The organism is Salisediminibacterium beveridgei, from assembly GCF_001721685.1.
GTDB classification, from domain to species: Bacteria; Bacillota; Bacilli; order Bacillales; family Salisediminibacteriaceae; genus Salisediminibacterium; species Salisediminibacterium beveridgei.
The window spans coordinates 1,107,119-1,123,709 of sequence record NZ_CP012502.1; the positions used below are offsets into that span (position 1 = coordinate 1,107,119).

The window sequence follows — 16,591 nt, forward strand, 5'->3', positions numbered from 1 at the left end:
GAAGAGATGTGACAGGAGAGGATGAATGAAGCCATGAGCAGAACCATTGCCCTGCATCGCGGACTGTTTGATCTTAGGGGTGCAGTACTTGAAAATGAACGGATTGTGGAATGGCTGATGGATCAGACTCAGAGTGAGACGGAGCCAGGGATGCTCGTGATCGGTCAGGTCGAGGCTATTCATGATGGTATGGAAGCGGCTTTTGTGGATATCGGATCCGGAAAACGCGCTTATTTGAATAAGACGGAATTAAAGAGCTGGCACCACCGTGAGGAGGGGCAGGAACCTGCCATCTCATCGCTGGTGACAAAAGGCGCTTACCTGCTCCTTGAGATCACCCGCGCAGGAACGGATACGAAAGGACCGAAAGTGACCGAGATGATTTCATTTCCAGGGAAATATTCGGTCTATCTGCCCTTCAGTTCCTACATTGCCGTCTCAAAGAAAATGTCATCGAACCGCACACGGGAGACCTGGCGGGAGTGGGGGAAAAAGGCGGTGTCGGAACCGGAAGGGATGATTATCCGCACCCATGCGGAAGGCGAAGCAAAAGAGACGATTGCCGAGGAAATCAAGCTGTTACAAGAAAAGTACCAAGAGGTGGAAACAGCCTTTCATCAGGGCGGTGGTAAAGCAGGCACTGTCTTGTTTGATCCGTCCAGGCTCCTGGCCAGAGTGGCGAGGGACTACCTCACAGCGGAAGATACACAGGTCCTCACCGATCATCATGACGATTACCGGTGGCTGAAAAGAGAGCGTCAAGTGATTCAGGAAGGGGCTGCCGTCAACTTTTCCAAACGAAGTCTGTCTGAAGTATTCGGCTTTGATCAGGCGATGCATCAGACCCTTCGCCCGTATGTATGGCTCCCGAATGGCGGATCGATTCTCATCGAGGCGACCGAAGCCATGACCGTGGTGGATGTGAACAGCGGCCGGTACACAGGGAAAGAGAACTTGCGGCAGACCGCTTACATCACGAACCTGGCAGCGGCGAAAGTCATAGCAAGAGAACTTCGGCTGAGGGACGTAAGCGGCATTGTTTTGATTGATTTCATTGATATGGAGGAAGACCAGCACCGCGAAGACGTTGTAAAGACGTTGAAAGAAGCCTGTAAAAAGGATCGGACGATGGTTCAGGTGGCCGGATTCACGTCCCTTGGCCTGGTGGAAATGACCCGTAAAAAGACCCGCGCATCGCTGCAGGAACGATTGCTGGATACGTGCGGCATCTGCCAAGGCAAAGGAGATGTGCCCGGCGAAGCAGAAAGGCTTTATCAATGCGGTGAGGCACTGATGAAAGCCGGTCTTGACGGTACCGAAGCGATCTGGCTGGAGGTGAACCCCTCGTTGCTCGAAGAAATCAATCATCGATTCGGTGACGTTCATGAAGCAGTGACGGGTGGATTAACCGCGGCCGTCTACGTGACGTCGGATGCCGGGGAACCTGCTTTTTCCATTCGCATGACCGCGGAAAATGAGGACGCGGTCAAAGAACGGATCGAACGGCAGGAAAAGCCGTGGATCAGACTGTAAAACGCAATTGACACGGCGGAATCCTTCGTGGTATGCTATCCTTTGTTAGTTGTTTGGATGCACCCAAAGAACTGCAACCGCACAGATCAGGTCAAGCAATTGGTAAGCACAGGGAGTGCACCTGTTATGGCGAGTCTGAGTATTAGAAGGAGGTGCGCATATGTACGCAATTATTGAAACTGGTGGTAAGCAAGTGAAAGTAACGGAAGGCCAGGAAGTTTACATCGAAAAAGTGGACGGAACCGTTGGTGACACTGTCACATTCGACCGTGTAATCTTTGTCGGTGGCGACGCGGCCAAAGTGGGATCCCCACTCGTGGATGGAGCAACAGTTACAGCCAAAGTTGAAAAGCAGGGACGCGCGAAGAAGCTGACTGTATTCAAGTATAAGGCGAAAAAGAACTACCGTCGTAAGCAGGGTCACCGTCAGCCTTACACAAAAGTAACGATTGATAAGATCAACGCGTAAAGGGAACCAGAGGCGATGATACAAGTTCATTTTGAACGTACATCCGTTGGGACCATTCACTCATTTACCATGGACGGTCACGCCGATTCCGGGCCTTATGGCTTCGATCTCGTCTGTGCCGGCGCATCTGCTGTCTCTTTTGGAGCAGTGAATGCCATTGCAGAAGTGGCAGGCGTTGATTTGAATGTAGACATGAGAGACAATGGCGGATTTCTACGCTGCGCTGTTCCTTCAGATCTTGAAGAGTCAGTCAGTGAAAAAGTCCAGATACTGCTTGAAGGATTACGGATTTCATTGAAAACAATGGAAGAGCAGTACAGCCGATTCATACACGTAACCGATGTAAACTGACAGGAGGTGAAGACCATGTTCTTGAAGTTGGATCTTCAGTATTTCGCCCAGAAAAAAGGGGTAGGTAGTACAAAAAACGGTCGTGACTCGATCTCCAAACGTCTTGGTACCAAGACTGGTGATGGACAGACTGTAACTGGCGGCTCAATTCTCGTCCGTCAGCGAGGAACGAAAATTTATCCAGGCGTCAACGTAGGGATCGGCGGAGACGACACGCTTTTTGCAAAAGCCGACGGCATTGTAAAATTCGAACGTGTTGGACGCAGCCGTAAGCGCGTCAGCGTATACCCTGTTGCCCAGGAAGCATAATTAATGCACTCTGAAGATCCTCATTCGTGAGGGTCTTTTTTGTATTGATTAGGATTGTTTAAACTGGCTAAAGGAATAAAGGATAAACGTAACTAAGGCTTTCGTGATTAAAGTTTGGCGAAAAGCCGCATTTTCTTTATAAAAGTTTACCTTCAAGAATAGGGGCGACAAAGGCCCTGCCCATGGCTGAAGTGACAAACCTGTCTTTCTGTTGGACTGGGTTCAGTTTAGCTGAACGCAGTCTGAACGGAAATATTTGGCCGATATTTCCTTCTGTAATCAAGCGGTGTACCCATAATAAGTTCCGATAATTGGAATATAACAAATGATATGGTATGATGAATGCATATAAAAAAGGAGGCGGAAGGGATGGATGTGACAATCGTCGGATATTGGGGTGCTTATCCTGCTGCAGACAGTGCGACCAGCTGTTATCTGATTGAAGAAGGAGAGACGCGCATTCTGCTCGACTGTGGCAGTGGCTGCGTTTCCCATTTACAGAAATTTATCGATTTGAATAAGCTCGATGCAGTCTTTATCAGCCATGAGCATGCAGACCACACGGCGGATCTGGGTGTTTTAGCCTATAGCAGGCTGATTGGCATGCAGTTGAACTACACGCATCATCCCATTGAATTTTTTGTTCATGAGACCGCGATGGCATGGGCAAACAGCTATCAAAAAGATCCCTATACGGACTTGAAGACCTACAGCGAAGAGAACAGACTGACTTACGGGAATCTGAGTCTGGAATTTTGCAAAGGGAAACATAAAGTGGACAGTTATGCGATGAAGATCACGTCAAACGTGACAGGCGGAACGCTCGTATACACAGCAGATACGTCATACAGTCCAGAGATTGAAACCTTCGCAGCCAAAAGTGATCTGCTGCTCGCTGAATGCAGCTTTTATGAAGGGCAAAACGGTGAGCTGTTCGGTCATATGACCAGTAAAGATTGCGGCATTCTCGCCAGAAAAAGCGAAACGAAAAAAATGATTCTGACCCATCTCCCGCACTTTGGAAACCATCCGGAACTGATCGCCGAGGCGAAAAAAGAATTCACCGGAGACATCATTCTGGCAAAGGACAACGACCAATATCAGATCTGAACAACCATTACATCCTGGCGAAAGCTGGGGTGTTTTTTTATTTTCTATTAAGAAGGCACTGTTAAGGTCTATTGATGATACATAGTTTGAGGGAGAGACAGGTAGCGACACTGCGGTAAGCGTCCGTCGGTAGCGACTGAAAACAACGAACTAAAACATAGCTATAAAGAATGATGATCGAAGGGGTTTATGTATGCTGAAGGATTGAACTGTAAGTGCAACTGAGGCTATCGTGATTGCTCTGATAAGAAGACCTGGATTTATTGAAGCTGTGAGGCGCTGTTAACGGTTTGAATGTTTGCCTTTACAAACTTTACACAGTTTTCACGATCACTTTACGTTCACTTTATATGTCCTTAACAATACATCGTTACACTTGGACTTGTAAGAGAAAGAAAACAAGTACTCAAAATGATGCGGGAGGAACTAAAACATGAAAAAGTATGCATTAACAGTGGTATTTGGCGCATTGCTTATGACAACAGCGTGCGGGAACAACGACGGTGACACAGCAGGTGCTGCCAACGACAACGGAAATAACAACGGTAACGGTAATGGTGAGGACGGTCCTGAAGGCTATCTGGAGATCAGAGGATCGGATACGATGGTGAACTTGGGACAGGCTTTTGCCGAAGAGTACATGGATTATAACGTAAAAGGTGACGTATCCGTTACCGGTGGCGGATCGGGTACAGGTGTAGCCGCGATGATCAATAACGAAGTGGATATCGCCCAGTCATCCCGCCCGATGACAGAGGATGAGATGGCTGAAGCTGAAGCCAATGGCGCGGAACCGCATGAATTCATCGTCGGTCAGGACGGTCTGGCAGTGGCAGTCCATAACGATAACCCGATTGATGATTTGACAGTCCAGCAGGTGAAAGATATCTTCACCGGCAAGATGACCGACTGGTCCGAAGTTGGCTGGGACGAAGGTGGCGAGATGTCCATCTACTCGAGACAATCCAATTCCGGCACGTACGTCTATTTTAACGAGAATGTGATGGATGGTGAGGATTTTGCATCAGGTGCCAAATTCATGCCGGGTTCTTCAGCCATTCGAGAAGCGATTGAGCAAGAGGAGAATGCGATTGGCTATATCGGAATAGGTTACATCGAAGGGATCGACGCTTTGAACATTGCAAACGACGAGGAAAGTGACTACGTGACACCGTTTGAAGAGTCCAATGTGGATGAAGGAACGTACCCGATTGCAAGACCGCTTTATTTCTATGTCAACGGTTCACCTGAAGGCATTATGCTGGACTACCTTGATTTCGTCATCAAGTCAGAGACAGCGGATGATGTCCGGTATGATACCGGTTTTTATCAAATCGGATCGCACAATCAGGAACAAAATCAACAAGCTTACGAAACGCTGGGTCTTGACTGGTAATGAAACCCCCGATCGAAAAAGAAGGGTCCAGCCCTTCTTTTTCGGTATGGTCAAGTCAGGATCATCAATCAGGGACTGGTAAGGAGGACATACACAATGGGATTGCCACTTGAGCAAGATAACGATGGGACCGAAAAGGATCTCAATGTCGTCACAAAAGAAAAATTGACACAACGATCATTCAAATCCAATGTGCTCGATTACGTAATGGAAAAAGTGTTTCTCGTTTTCGGGTTTATCGCGGTATTTGTATTATTCCTGATTTTATTTTTTCTGGTCAGGGAAGGCTCCGGTGCCTTACGGGAAGTAGGCATTGTTGAATACTTGACCGGCATCAGATGGTATCCCTCTTCTCCGCAGGAAGCGGGCTACGGGGCACTGCCGTTTATTATGAGTTCCGTCATGGTTACCCTGGGCGCGCTCATTATTGCGATTCCGTGGGGGATCTTTACAGCAATCTTTATTGCAGAAATTGCCCCGAGGCGTGTGAGAGAGATTTTAAAACCGGCGGTGGAGATCCTGGCGATTTTTCCGTCGGTGATCCTTGGGTTTATTGCACTGGTGATCTTGTCACCGATCATTGCGCATCTTTTTAATCTGTCCAATGGTCTCACGGCGCTGACCGCCTCGCTGATTTTGTCAGTCATGGCATTGCCGACGATTATCAGTATCGCAGAAGACTCGTTGAAAAGTGTCCCGAAAGATTACCGGGAAGCAGCTTATGCATTGGGTGCGTCCCGTTGGGAAACGATCAAAATGATCACAGCCCCCGCAGCAAAATCAGGTATTATGGCCGGTGTCATGCTCGGGTTTGGCCGGGCCGTCGGGGAGACGATGACGGTGCTCATGGCTGCAGGTAACGCCATTGACATGCCGCTCCGTGAATTTTTCGGCATCGTTGTACCGGACTTTCTGACATCTGTGCGGACATTGACAGCCAACATCGCCATTGAAGGGTCGGATGTGTCATGGGGAAGCCTCCATTACAGTTCGCTGTTTGTCCTTGCCCTTATCCTTTTTGTCATCACGTTCATTGTCAATATGGTCGCAGATTATCTGATCAATAAGCAAAGGAGGAAACTGGGCAATGAATAAGAAAAAAATGCGAACAGAGAAAATCTGGTTTTCCATCATGGGTTTTTTCGCAGCGATGACCGTTGTTGCCCTGGGACTCCTGTTGTTTTCGATCATCAGAGAAGGTGCATCGGTTTTAAGCTGGTCCTTTATCACGGAAGCGCCGAGACGAAACATGACGGAAGGAGGCATCTGGCCTGCCCTCGTGGGAACGTTCTATGTGTCCTCGCTGACCGTTATGATCTCCGTGCCTGTTGGAATCGGTGCGGCGATTTATCTGAACGAATATGCCTCGCAAGGGCCCATTGTCCGCTTGATCCGGTTGAGTATCCGGAATCTGGCCGGGGTTCCTTCGATTGTCTATGGTCTGTTTGGACTCGGGATCTTCGCCAGTTTTCTGCAAATCGGGGTCGGTTTGATCACGGCCGCCATCACTCTGGCGATTATGGTGTTACCGTGGGTCATTACTGCTTCTGAAGAAGCCCTGAAGGCAGTCCCCACCTCGTTTCGCGAGGGCGGTCTGGCACTGGGAGCGACGAAATGGCAGACGATCCGGCAGCTCGTTTTACCATCTGCAATTCCCGGAATGATGACCGGTTCCATTTTAGGGCTTGCGCGCGCTGCAGGAGAGACGGCACCGATTATCTTAACGGGTGCCGCGTATTACTCAAGGAATTTGCCGACGGAACTGACAGACAGCTTTATGGCACTGCCATATCATTTGTATATTCTGGCAACGCAGCATGCGCAGGCGAGTGCAGTGAGACCGATAGCGTATGGCACAGCGCTTGTTCTGATCATACTGGTCATTCTGTTGAACCTGACTGCGATCATCATCCGTAACCGGTTCAGACGACGCAACGAAGCGTTATAATCGTGGCTTGATGACAGACAGTTGATGAAATCAACAAGAAACAATTCCGGCGTCATACAATTAACTATCAGGGGGTATTAAAGATGGTATTATCACATTCAGTCATGGAAAAAGAAGCGAAGGTCACTGAAGAAAAGCAGGAAAATCGTGCAGAGGTAATTTTCGAAGCGAAGGGATTAAATCTCTGGTACGGGAACGATCAGGCACTTCAAGGGATCGATCTGGCCATCCCGAAAAACGGTGTCACAGCGATCATCGGTCCTTCAGGCTGCGGGAAATCCACGTTTCTGAAGACACTGAACCGTATGGTGGATCTGATTCCGATCGTCAAAACAACCGGTCAGGTGATTTATCATGAGACGGATATTTTTGATCCCTCCATCAATCTGGTGGAACTGCGTTCAGCCATCGGCATGGTGTTTCAAAAACCAAACCCGTTCCCGAAGTCCATTTTTGATAATATCGCTTTTGGTCCCCGGGTGCACGGCGTTAAAAATAAAGGAAAACTGAGAGAAATCGTCGAGGAGAGTCTGCGCGATTCCGGTTTGTGGGATGAAGTGAAGGATCGCCTGCATGAGTCGGCACTCGGTCTCTCAGGCGGACAGCAGCAGCGCCTCTGCATTGCCAGATGCCTGGCTGTGGAACCGGAAGTGATCCTGATGGATGAACCGACATCGGCACTCGATCCGAAATCAACTCTCAAGGTGGAGGAACTGATCGGCGAACTGAAGAAGAAGTATTCGATTGTGATCGTGACCCATAACATGCAGCAGGCTGCCCGGATATCGGATAAAACAGCGTTTTTTCTAAACGGTGAGGTCGTGGAGTTTGATGATACAGACCGGATCTTTTCAAATCCAACGGATAAACGTACGGAAGACTACATCACCGGCCGGTTCGGCTGAAGGAGGGTGGCATCATGCCAACACGAACACATTTCGAGGCGGAATTAAGCTTGTTGAAAGATGACATAGCCGACCTTGGCCATTCAGTACTTCGCGGCTTCCAGGATACCATTCAGGCCATCGAAGCGAACAACCTCCCGCGACTCGAAGACATTGTCGAAGAAGATGAGACAATCAACCGGATTGAACTCGATATCAACGACAAGGCAACGATGATGATTGCCCGGCAACAGCCAGTCGCGTCGGATTTACGGAAAATCATCGCAGGTCTGAAAGTGGCAAGTGATCTCGAACGGATCGGGGATTTGACGGTCGATATGGCGAAAGCAGCCCTGCGTGTGGATAATCTCTGCAATTATGAAACGGAGATTGAAGGACTGAACGATCTAGCTAAACAGGTGATCCAAATGATTCACCGTGTATTCCTTGCCTACAGTCAATCGGACGTGATCGGTGCTCAGCATATTGCAGCACTGGATGATAAAATTGATAAGGACTACAGCGACTTCGTCAAACACCGGTTTTCGTCGGAAAAAGCCAGCGAGGATGTCATGCAATTTGTCTTCATGGCCCGTTATATGGAGCGGATTGCCGATTATGGCACGAATGTGGCGGAGTGGATCATTTACGAAGTGAACGGGCAACGGTTTGATTTGAACTGAATGTCTTTGAAACAGAGTGCTATTGGTTGTCCTTCGAAGCGTAAATCGCTATAATCGACTGCGAGAAGGATTTGAAGGAGGACATGATACATGATACAAAATTACGGGATATTTCTGCACTCTCACGCGTTGTTTTGGCTCATTGCTGTTGTACTGTTTCTTTTGACGACAGTGATGATTCGAAATGGCAAGCAGAAACCTGCCAAAATGATGCAAATGACATTGCGCCTGGTTTACTTACTGGTATTCGGAACGGGTCTCATCATGATCTTTCTCGTACCAACAGTAAATGCCATCATCAAAGGAATTTTAGCCTTTGCACTGATTTTTATGATGGAATTGATTACGTCCCGTATGAAAAAAGGGACTCTGACCAAACAGCAGGTACCTGTATTCTGGGGACTGTTTATCGTCCTTTTGGCCGTTGTCCTCTATTTCGGGTATTTCCTGACGTAAGAAGGCTGCATTGAAAAAGCACGTCCCGTCTGTTTTATGAACAGACAGGACGTGCTTTTTGCATTCCGTAAGAACATCTGTCATTCAGAGGGTTCTGAATCCGAACACAGCAATGTTTTCAGCTGGTCAAACCTGCGAAATCGACAGGACATAGGCACGTTTAAGTATACTGAAAGAATCAAGCCAACGTGTCTTGATTGGCGTCAAATCAATTCCATCTGTTTGGCGATATCAAACCATTCATGTCTTGCGGATTTACCGAGTTTACGACTGATGTTCTGCCGATGTGTTTCTACGGTGTGAACAGACATGCGGTAGACCGAGGAGATGTCTTTATAGGCATAGCCCCGGACGAGCATGGTAAAGACCTCTTTCTCCTTCCTGGACAAAACCTGGGTCCCCCGGTCGGTGATGCTGGACTCAGAAGGATGGGGATAGCTTTGTTTACCCGCAAGGACCAGATCCAGTCGTTCTACGATCTCTTCCTTGGTCATTTGCTTGCATAAAAAACCCGATGCATCACGCTGTCTCACCTGACGTTCAAACAGGAGGTCATCACAATAGGTCAAGACTGCTGTATGTCTGATCCGGTTCGGAACAAGTTGTGAATCATGCAGCTGGTCTAGGAAGGTCAAACCGTCAAGAGGCGTTGGTAGACAAAGCTCTGTGATTAATAGATCCAGCTGAAGGTCCCTTCGATCAGCCAGAAACTGCGCAGGACCCCTGTAGGTTAAAAAGTCATCGATGAAATACGACGCTTTCAATAACTGGCGTAACCCTTCACTGGTGACTTCCTGCGGATCAATGACTGCAATATTCATACCAGTAGCCTCCTGTCGAACAGATTATGAAATCCATGTGAAATAGCCCTTGGGGTATTAATGTTACTATTATCTTATCACGCTTTCACACGGATGTAATCCTGTAAAGTGGTGATCTTGTTAAAGTATTGTGACAAAAAGTCCACATCTTAACGGAAAGTCGGGTGTTTTTGAGACTGATTTGTGAAGAGTGGTGAACAACCTGTGAAAGTTTCAAACAAGTGTAGCGGAAGTACAGTCGCAGATTTGGCATTTTCTTCACATCTGTCGCTGTTCGCTATTTTTCGAAGGGAAACAGGACCTATACTTGGGACGTGGAACAAATTACATTACAGGGGGAATTACAAATGAGAAGAGCAAAGCAGGTAATCGGAATCGTACTGGGTACAACATTGATGATGTCAATCGCAGCATGCGGGGATAACAATGACGTTGAAAATGCAACAGGCGGAGAAAATGAAGCAGCGGCGGCTGAAGAAAATGTAAATAATGAGGCGCCGGAAGTAGACGAAGATGAAATCGTCATGCAGGCATCAAGAGCTTATTTCAACACCTTGCCTGAAGGCAGCTACATGATGTCTGCGGATGATGTTTATGAAGCATTAGATGATGTGGTGATTTTGGACATTCGTGCTGATGGTGACTTTGCCGAAGAAGCGATCGCAGGAGCAATGAATATTCCAATGGCGCAGCTTGGCACATCCTTTGACGAGATTCCGTCAGATGAAAAAGTCGTCGTTGTCTGCTACTCGGGCCAAACGGCTTCACAGGCCATGGCAGTACTCAGAATGGCCGGGTATGATACGTATATTGCAACCGGCGGCATGAACGGCTGGAACAGTGCAGAATTACCTGTAGAATAATCCGTTCTGCCCTGAATCAATCTTTTTTGACAATACATCACAACCGACTGAAAGCTGCGGCTATTGCTGCAGCTTTTTCCTGTTTGTGATGGTCAATGATCCTGATTCATGGTACGATTAGCTGGAATGAATGACAATTCAGTCCACTTTTGGGGGAGGTCTTTTTTTGACGTCAAAACAAAGAGAACTTGACGGTCGTAACAAAATGATGGTGAAGCTGTTATGGTTTGCATTTTTGCTTGGGGTGGCCAGTAATTTTATTACAGGGGTCAATATCGAGGGGATCCTTGCCTTTTCCGGAGTCGGTATACTCGCTGTTTTGGTATTGACGGTACTGGTGTACAGGTATCCGAAAACAGTACATATGATTCAGTATCTCGTTGCGGTGAATTTCTCCATTGTGATTGTAGCCATGGTCATGACGTCACCGCGGTTATCCAACTATCTGATGGTCTATGTGGCCATTGCATTTATCACGCTTTATCACAACAGCCGGTCCATTTTATTCATGACGGTGATTGGCTTCTTTTTATCCAACGGCTTTTTTGTATTTTATCAAGATGACATGTTTTTCGGTGCAGAGATGAGCATGTTGTTCTCTCTGAATGTCATGTACATCGTGATTACCTCGACCCTGTTTGCCCAGGCAAAAATCGGTGAACGGATGGAACGGGAAAAACTGGGCTACGTTGAACAGGTCAATACGTCTCAACAGGCTTTACAAAAGATGCTCGATGACGTTCAAAAATCCATCCGGCAGCTGGCTCAGTTTACGGATACATTGAAGCAGGTTGTTACCCGGGCCGATCGCATCACAGCGGATATTGTCCAGAGTTATGAGGATATGAGGCAAGGTGTGACAGCGTCCGCATCAAGTGTGGAGCAGATACAGGGACAGGTGGCTGAAACAACCGAAGATATCCAGGAGATTACAGATCAGTTCACCGTCGTTCAGGATCGTTCGGAGAAAACTCTGACAGCCACCAAAAATGGCCGAGAAAAAGTGGAAACGGCGAATCAGGAAATGCGACGGGTTTACAGCGGTATTGAGGATCAGACCGGACAGATTGAAACACTGTTTAAAAGCAGCAGTGAAATCGAACAGATTCTGGGTACGATCACCGGGATTTCAGAACAGACCAATTTACTGGCCCTGAATGCATCCATTGAAGCTGCCCGGGCGGGAGAACACGGAAAAGGTTTTGCCGTCGTGGCAGATGAAGTTCGTAAACTTGCGGAATCCTCCCAGCAGTCGACAGAACAGATTGCCGGGATCTTAAAAGAGCTCACGGATCTGATCCATCAGGTGCGAAGTGGCTCTGATGCGAATTATCAAGCTGTGAAAACGAGCTTTGATTCCAGTAAGGAAGCGGTGGAACACTTCCAGGAAATCGAACGTTATGCGGAGGGAAGTTTTTCAGATCTGAAAACACTGGAACATAACATCACTGAACTCACCTCGGTCTTCAGTATGATCCAGGAACGGACGGATGACGTCACGTCATTTACTGAAGAAGCAGCCGCCTCAGTTGAAGCGGTTCAGCAGCTGGTCTATGATCAGGAAAAACAAATGACAGAATTGTCGACTCAGACGGATGAGCTTGAAGCCATGACGAACAGGCTTGAAGCCTTATCAGACAACATGTCCTCGAAGAGCTCCTGATTTCCGTGATGCAGCAGTGAAGGATTAGTGAGCTGGCGATTTTAACGGGGAGAGTAATCATATACGTAATGAATGACGGTCATGGCGGCTATTCCGCTGTGGCCGTCTATTTGTGTCAAAGTCATGACAATTCAAAAGTATGAACGGCTGTTCACAGAATGATTTCAGTGATTTCATGATCATTTCATAATTGTTTTCTATGCTTAGGATGTAGAACAATACAACAGATAATTTTTGATAATAAAGGGGAGGTTGAAGACATGAAACACAAATGGACAGGGTTGTTGATGGGGACATTGCTGTTGACAGCAACGGCCTGTAACAGCGAAGAAGCCAGTGTCATGGCCGATGAAGAAAACAACAATGGAAACGGTCAGGAAGAGGAAACACCGGTTGAAACAGACGTATTCAATGATCTGATGGAAATGTCGGCAGCGTATATGGAGGAGCCGAATTTTAATCTGATCACAGGTGAAGAACTACACAATAAAACCATCTTTGAAAATCCGGAAGACTATTTCATTCTCGACGTCAGGGATACGACAACGTTTATTGAAGGCCATATTCCAGGGGCAGTCAGTATACCGTTCAGAGTTTCAGGAATAGAGCATTTGTATGTGGAATTACCGGAAGACAAAACAATTTATGTCGTCTGTTTTTCAGGGCACACGGCCAGTCAGACGGTTGGCATGCTGAATGCAGCCGGCTATGATGCGAAAGCACTGCAATTTGGAATGGGCGGTTACGCAGCAGGAACCGGACTCGGTTCAGATATTCCTGGAGGACCTGCTGATTTACCGGTCGTCACAACGGGCTATGAGTTGACGGAAACGTATGCGTTGCCTGAGGTGATGAGTGATGCTGATGACATGACTGCAGCGGCGTTTGAACAATCTCAAGTCATGCTTGATAAGGAACTGCCGGCTGTGATGGGCGCGCCAGCAGTGAAAGAACTGATCGATGAAGGAGAGCTGGATGAGTATCAATTGATCGATACACGGCTTGAAGAGCATTACTCTCAGGGACATGTCGAAGAAGCGGCGAACATCCCTTATAACGAACTGTTTACAGAAGAGAACTTATCCTTACTCGATCCGGATAAGATGACGATCGTGATCGGTTATAACGGGTACGATGCCTCACAAATTACAAGATTACTCGGACAGCTTGATTACAAAGCAGCACCGCTTGCCTATGGCATGAGCATCTGGAGCGGTGATGAAGAGGTCGTTGGAGATTATCTGTTTGACTTCTCCAAGGTATACGATCTGCCGGTTACTGAATTGAAATTTGATATGGATTCTGGCGATGTTGAAGCAGGATGCAGCTAACGAAGGGAGCGAATCAGAATGGCAAAATTAAAACGACGAACATTTCTAAAAGCTTCTGCCGCGACAGCAGCTGCAGCAGCTGTACCATTTCAGATGACGATGGGGGACTTCAAAAAAGCAGCAGCAGAAGGAGAAGACAGAACCATTTCTTCCACCTGTAACGGCTGTGCGAGCATGTGCGGGATCATTGCACATGTAAAGAACGACCGCCTCTGGTATGTCGAGGGACATCCGGTACACCTGAAATCCGGCGGACGTCTTTGTGCACGGGGTCACGGAATGGCTGCAGATATCTATGGGAAAGGCCGCGTCCAGGGACCGATGAAAAAAGTGGCTGAAGGCGAATTCGAACCAATCTCCTGGGAACAGGCGTTTAAAGAAATTGGTGAAAAAATGGCAAGCCTGCGAGATCAGTACGGCGGCAATAACTTTCTGTGGTTGGAACACGGGGTCAGAGGCAAGCGTTACGCGGATCCGTTGCTTGATCGAATGGGTTCTTCCAACTACATTACGCACTATTCCACCTGCTTCACATCGAAAACGAATGCTTGGCAGCACATGGTCGGCAGTATGCCGGCAGGAGACCATGAACATTCTAAGTATATGATTTTTGAAGGTCGGAACTTTGCCGGTGCGATTATTCCAAACGGAATGAAGAAAATCCTGAAAGCAAAAGAGAATGGCGCAAAAATCGTCGTGATTGACCCGAGATACACAGAAATGGCAAAAATTGCCGACGAGTGGATCCCGATCAGACCGGGTTCCGACCTGGCACTTCGACTGGGGATGGCACATACGCTGATCTCAGAAAATCTCTATGATAAGACATTTGTAAACAAGTATGTGACGGATTTCGATGAATTTTGGAATATGAATAAAGACAAAGATGCGGAGTGGGCCGCTGAAAAAACCGGTATAGAAGCGGAAACGATCAGACGGATTTCCCGGGAGTTTGCTGAAAATGCGCCGCAGGCTTTCGTTGAGCCTGGTTGGCATGGCCTGCATGCTCACTATTTCAACAGCACACAAACGGCACAGATGGGTGTTATCCTCAATGCGCTCGTAGGGAATTTCTTTCAGCGTGGCGGTCTTATGCCATCTGCCGGTGTTGAATTTGGCGAATACATGCAAACGGATGTTGAAATGGTCGAAAAGGGACCGCGAGCAGATGGTGCCGGAGTTGAAGGCGAGCATATGACGGTGGAATCAAGCCGTGGGATTGCTCAATCTGTTCCGGAGATGATCGATAAGGGACGAGTCAAATCCGTGTTCATCTATCATTTCAACCCGGTTCGTACCGCTCCCGATCCGGAGTATCAAAAGAAGATTGCCAATGCCGAGCTGGTGGTTTCGATCCCGGTGGACTGGAACGAAACGTCCGTTTATGCAGCAGATTATATTCTTCCGGAGAATTATTACCTGGAAAGAACCGAAGTGCCAATGCCAGTTTCCGGACATATTTCCCATGACTGGCCGCAAATTTCAATCCGGCAGCAGGTGACCAACCCGTTGCATGATACCTTGCCGCTCCTCGACATTATGAGAGGCATTACAAAAGAGATGGGCTATGACAATCTCTATGATTACACGGTGGATGATGAAATCGCTGCAATGCTAGAACCGACTGGCGTTACACCGGAAGAGTTGAAAGAAAAAGGTACGGTTGAACTGCGAACGAATAAAGTGGAACCGGGATTCCCGGTCAACATGTCCGGTCAACCGGATCTCGGGACATTCAGCGGCAAGATCCAGTTTTCCGCCGAACTGTTCAAAGTGGAAGGGAAGCGGGGCGTTCCGACCTGGATCCCGACGAAAGTGGAGCCTGATCTGAACAATCCTGAAGAATTCAGATTGATCCACGGGAAACAGCCGTATCATTCACACTCAGTGACGAGCACCAACGCATCCTTACTTCGCATCACGGAAAAATATAAAGGCGAAGCAATGTGGATCAATGCACAGCGGGCAAAGGATCTGGGGATTGAAGATGGCGACACCGTATCGGTCAAATCGGACATTGCCGACAAAACCGTTCCTGTCCATGTGACTCAGCTCATACACCCTGAATGTGTCTGGATTCCATCCGCATATGGCGCATTCTCTCATAAAATTAAAGAAGGGTATCAATTAGGGATTAACTACAATGATTTTATCCCGATGATGATCGAACCGTATTCAGGATCCACGATGTCCCAGGAAGTCGTTGTCCAAGTAAGAAAAGGTGGTGAAGCGTAATGGCCCGATATGGACTGTTAATTGACTCAAGAAAATGTACAGGTTGTCATGCTTGCAGCATTGCCTGTTCAACGTATAACGAGCTGGAGCCGGAAGTGACGTATAACCGGCTGGAGTTTGTCGAAAGCGGCACGTATCCGAATGTGAAAATGGACATCCTGCCGATTCAATGCATGCACTGCGACGATGCACCTTGTGTCAAAGTGTGTTCAACACAGGCAACATTCAAACAAGAAGAGGATGGCATTGTTGCTTTTAATCCGTCAAAATGTACAGGTTGTAAAGCGTGTATGGCAGCTTGTCCTTATGATGCAAGAGCGTTGAATGAGGCACGTCTGGCAGAAAAATGCCGCTGGTGCCCAGAGATGCTTACGCAGGGGAAACAGCCTGCCTGCTCGAGCACCTGCATGAATGAAGTCCGTCTCTTCGGTGATCTGGACGATCCGGACAGTGAAATCAGTAAGAAGATGGCTCAGTTTACAACAACGCAACTTCTTCCGGAAGCCGGCACGAAGCCGAGAATCTGGTACATCAAATAA

General features: G+C 47.7%; 17 protein-coding genes and 1 other annotated feature. Of the genes, 16 read left to right on the forward strand and 1 reads right to left on the reverse strand.

Annotated features, from left to right (window positions below; translation table 11 throughout):
* Window positions 1–33 precede the first annotated feature (33 nt).
* From BBEV_RS05020 to BBEV_RS05070, 11 genes are all read left to right on the forward strand, one after another.
* A complete protein-coding gene (locus BBEV_RS05020; protein ID WP_198155068.1) occupies window positions 34–1,533 on the forward strand; it encodes an Rne/Rng family ribonuclease in 1,500 nt (499 codons plus the stop codon).
* A gap of 65 nt (window positions 1,534–1,598) precedes the next feature.
* Window positions 1,599–1,680, forward strand: a sequence feature (ribosomal protein L21 leader region).
* Window positions 1,681–1,693: 13 nt separating this feature from the next.
* Window positions 1,694–2,002 carry a 50S ribosomal protein L21 gene (rplU, locus tag BBEV_RS05025; RefSeq protein ID WP_069364471.1) on the forward strand — a complete coding sequence of 103 codons (309 nt, stop codon included), beginning with the start codon at window positions 1,694–1,696 and terminating at the stop codon, window positions 2,000–2,002.
* A 15-nt stretch (window positions 2,003–2,017) separates the two neighbouring features.
* On the forward strand, window positions 2,018–2,353 hold the full coding sequence (locus BBEV_RS05030; RefSeq protein WP_069364472.1) for a ribosomal-processing cysteine protease Prp: 336 nt from the start codon (window positions 2,018–2,020) through the stop codon (window positions 2,351–2,353).
* Between the two features lie 15 nt (window positions 2,354–2,368).
* Window positions 2,369–2,662 (forward strand): 50S ribosomal protein L27, encoded by a 294-nt coding sequence (gene rpmA, locus BBEV_RS05035; protein WP_069364473.1) that lies wholly within the window; start codon window positions 2,369–2,371, stop codon window positions 2,660–2,662.
* A 369-nt stretch (window positions 2,663–3,031) separates the two neighbouring features.
* The gene (locus BBEV_RS05040; protein ID WP_069364474.1) at window positions 3,032–3,772 is read left to right on the forward strand and encodes an MBL fold metallo-hydrolase; all 741 of its coding nucleotides are present in this window, start codon (window positions 3,032–3,034) and stop codon (window positions 3,770–3,772) included.
* 433 nt (window positions 3,773–4,205) lie between these two features.
* The gene (locus BBEV_RS05045) at window positions 4,206–5,168 is read left to right on the forward strand and encodes a PstS family phosphate ABC transporter substrate-binding protein (protein WP_069364475.1); all 963 of its coding nucleotides are present in this window, start codon (window positions 4,206–4,208) and stop codon (window positions 5,166–5,168) included.
* Between the two features lie 96 nt (window positions 5,169–5,264).
* The gene (gene pstC, locus BBEV_RS05050) at window positions 5,265–6,263 is read left to right on the forward strand and encodes a phosphate ABC transporter permease subunit PstC (RefSeq protein WP_084007227.1); all 999 of its coding nucleotides are present in this window, start codon (window positions 5,265–5,267) and stop codon (window positions 6,261–6,263) included.
* Entirely contained in the window at window positions 6,256–7,116 is an 861-nt protein-coding gene (pstA, locus tag BBEV_RS05055) for a phosphate ABC transporter permease PstA (protein ID WP_069364476.1), read from the forward strand. Before pstC ends, pstA begins: the two co-directional genes overlap by 8 nt.
* 83 nt (window positions 7,117–7,199) lie before the next feature.
* Window positions 7,200–8,021: a phosphate ABC transporter ATP-binding protein PstB gene (pstB, locus tag BBEV_RS05060; protein ID WP_084007228.1), complete on the forward strand. Its 822-nt coding sequence runs from the start codon at window positions 7,200–7,202 to the stop codon at window positions 8,019–8,021.
* Window positions 8,022–8,035: 14 nt separating this feature from the next.
* Window positions 8,036–8,683 carry a phosphate signaling complex protein PhoU gene (gene phoU / locus BBEV_RS05065; protein ID WP_069364477.1) on the forward strand — a complete coding sequence of 216 codons (648 nt, stop codon included), beginning with the start codon at window positions 8,036–8,038 and terminating at the stop codon, window positions 8,681–8,683.
* A 90-nt stretch (window positions 8,684–8,773) separates the two neighbouring features.
* Entirely contained in the window at window positions 8,774–9,139 is a 366-nt protein-coding gene (locus tag BBEV_RS05070) for a YisL family protein (RefSeq protein WP_069364478.1), read from the forward strand.
* Window positions 9,140–9,342: 203 nt separating this feature from the next.
* Here BBEV_RS05070 and BBEV_RS05075 read toward each other — a convergent pair whose 3' ends face one another.
* Window positions 9,343–9,960, reverse strand: coding sequence for a LuxR C-terminal-related transcriptional regulator (locus tag BBEV_RS05075; protein ID WP_069364479.1), 618 nt, complete (start codon window positions 9,958–9,960; stop codon window positions 9,343–9,345).
* A gap of 347 nt (window positions 9,961–10,307) precedes the next feature.
* Between BBEV_RS05075 and BBEV_RS05080 the strand changes: the two genes are divergently transcribed.
* From BBEV_RS05080 to srrB, 5 genes are all read left to right on the forward strand, one after another.
* Entirely contained in the window at window positions 10,308–10,823 is a 516-nt protein-coding gene (locus tag BBEV_RS05080; RefSeq protein ID WP_084007229.1) for a rhodanese-like domain-containing protein, read from the forward strand.
* 166 nt (window positions 10,824–10,989) lie between these two features.
* The gene (locus BBEV_RS05085) at window positions 10,990–12,486 is read left to right on the forward strand and encodes a methyl-accepting chemotaxis protein (RefSeq protein ID WP_069364480.1); all 1,497 of its coding nucleotides are present in this window, start codon (window positions 10,990–10,992) and stop codon (window positions 12,484–12,486) included.
* 260 nt (window positions 12,487–12,746) lie between these two features.
* Window positions 12,747–13,817: a respiratory selenite reductase-associated lipoprotein SrrE gene (gene srrE / locus BBEV_RS05090; protein WP_069364481.1), complete on the forward strand. Its 1,071-nt coding sequence runs from the start codon at window positions 12,747–12,749 to the stop codon at window positions 13,815–13,817.
* A gap of 18 nt (window positions 13,818–13,835) precedes the next feature.
* Entirely contained in the window at window positions 13,836–16,052 is a 2,217-nt protein-coding gene (gene srrA, locus BBEV_RS05095) for a respiratory selenite reductase catalytic subunit SrrA (RefSeq protein WP_069364482.1), read from the forward strand.
* The gene (gene srrB, locus BBEV_RS05100) at window positions 16,052–16,591 is read left to right on the forward strand and encodes a respiratory selenite reductase subunit SrrB (RefSeq protein WP_069364483.1); all 540 of its coding nucleotides are present in this window, start codon (window positions 16,052–16,054) and stop codon (window positions 16,589–16,591) included. The genes srrA and srrB overlap by 1 nt, the downstream gene beginning before the upstream one ends.

What these genes read in the sequence shown, in the direction of transcription:
- BBEV_RS05020 (WP_198155068.1), top strand. Translation starts at nt 34, where the DNA reads ATGAGCAGAACCATTGCCCTGCATCGCGGACTGTTTGATCTTAGGGGT.
- rplU (WP_069364471.1), top strand. Translation starts at nt 1,694, where the DNA reads ATGTACGCAATTATTGAAACTGGTGGTAAGCAAGTGAAAGTAACGGAA.
- BBEV_RS05030 (WP_069364472.1), top strand. Translation starts at nt 2,018, where the DNA reads ATGATACAAGTTCATTTTGAACGTACATCCGTTGGGACCATTCACTCA.
- rpmA (WP_069364473.1), top strand. Translation starts at nt 2,369, where the DNA reads ATGTTCTTGAAGTTGGATCTTCAGTATTTCGCCCAGAAAAAAGGGGTA.
- BBEV_RS05040 (WP_069364474.1), top strand. Translation starts at nt 3,032, where the DNA reads ATGGATGTGACAATCGTCGGATATTGGGGTGCTTATCCTGCTGCAGAC.
- BBEV_RS05045 (WP_069364475.1), top strand. Translation starts at nt 4,206, where the DNA reads ATGAAAAAGTATGCATTAACAGTGGTATTTGGCGCATTGCTTATGACA.
- pstC (WP_084007227.1), top strand. Translation starts at nt 5,265, where the DNA reads ATGGGATTGCCACTTGAGCAAGATAACGATGGGACCGAAAAGGATCTC.
- pstA (WP_069364476.1), top strand. Translation starts at nt 6,256, where the DNA reads ATGAATAAGAAAAAAATGCGAACAGAGAAAATCTGGTTTTCCATCATG.
- pstB (WP_084007228.1), top strand. Translation starts at nt 7,200, where the DNA reads ATGGTATTATCACATTCAGTCATGGAAAAAGAAGCGAAGGTCACTGAA.
- phoU (WP_069364477.1), top strand. Translation starts at nt 8,036, where the DNA reads ATGCCAACACGAACACATTTCGAGGCGGAATTAAGCTTGTTGAAAGAT.
- BBEV_RS05070 (WP_069364478.1), top strand. Translation starts at nt 8,774, where the DNA reads ATGATACAAAATTACGGGATATTTCTGCACTCTCACGCGTTGTTTTGG.
- BBEV_RS05075 (WP_069364479.1), bottom strand. Translation starts at nt 9,960, where the DNA reads ATGAATATTGCAGTCATTGATCCGCAGGAAGTCACCAGTGAAGGGTTA.
- BBEV_RS05080 (WP_084007229.1), top strand. Translation starts at nt 10,308, where the DNA reads ATGAGAAGAGCAAAGCAGGTAATCGGAATCGTACTGGGTACAACATTG.
- srrE (WP_069364481.1), top strand. Translation starts at nt 12,747, where the DNA reads ATGAAACACAAATGGACAGGGTTGTTGATGGGGACATTGCTGTTGACA.
- srrA (WP_069364482.1), top strand. Translation starts at nt 13,836, where the DNA reads ATGGCAAAATTAAAACGACGAACATTTCTAAAAGCTTCTGCCGCGACA.
- srrB (WP_069364483.1), top strand. Translation starts at nt 16,052, where the DNA reads ATGGCCCGATATGGACTGTTAATTGACTCAAGAAAATGTACAGGTTGT.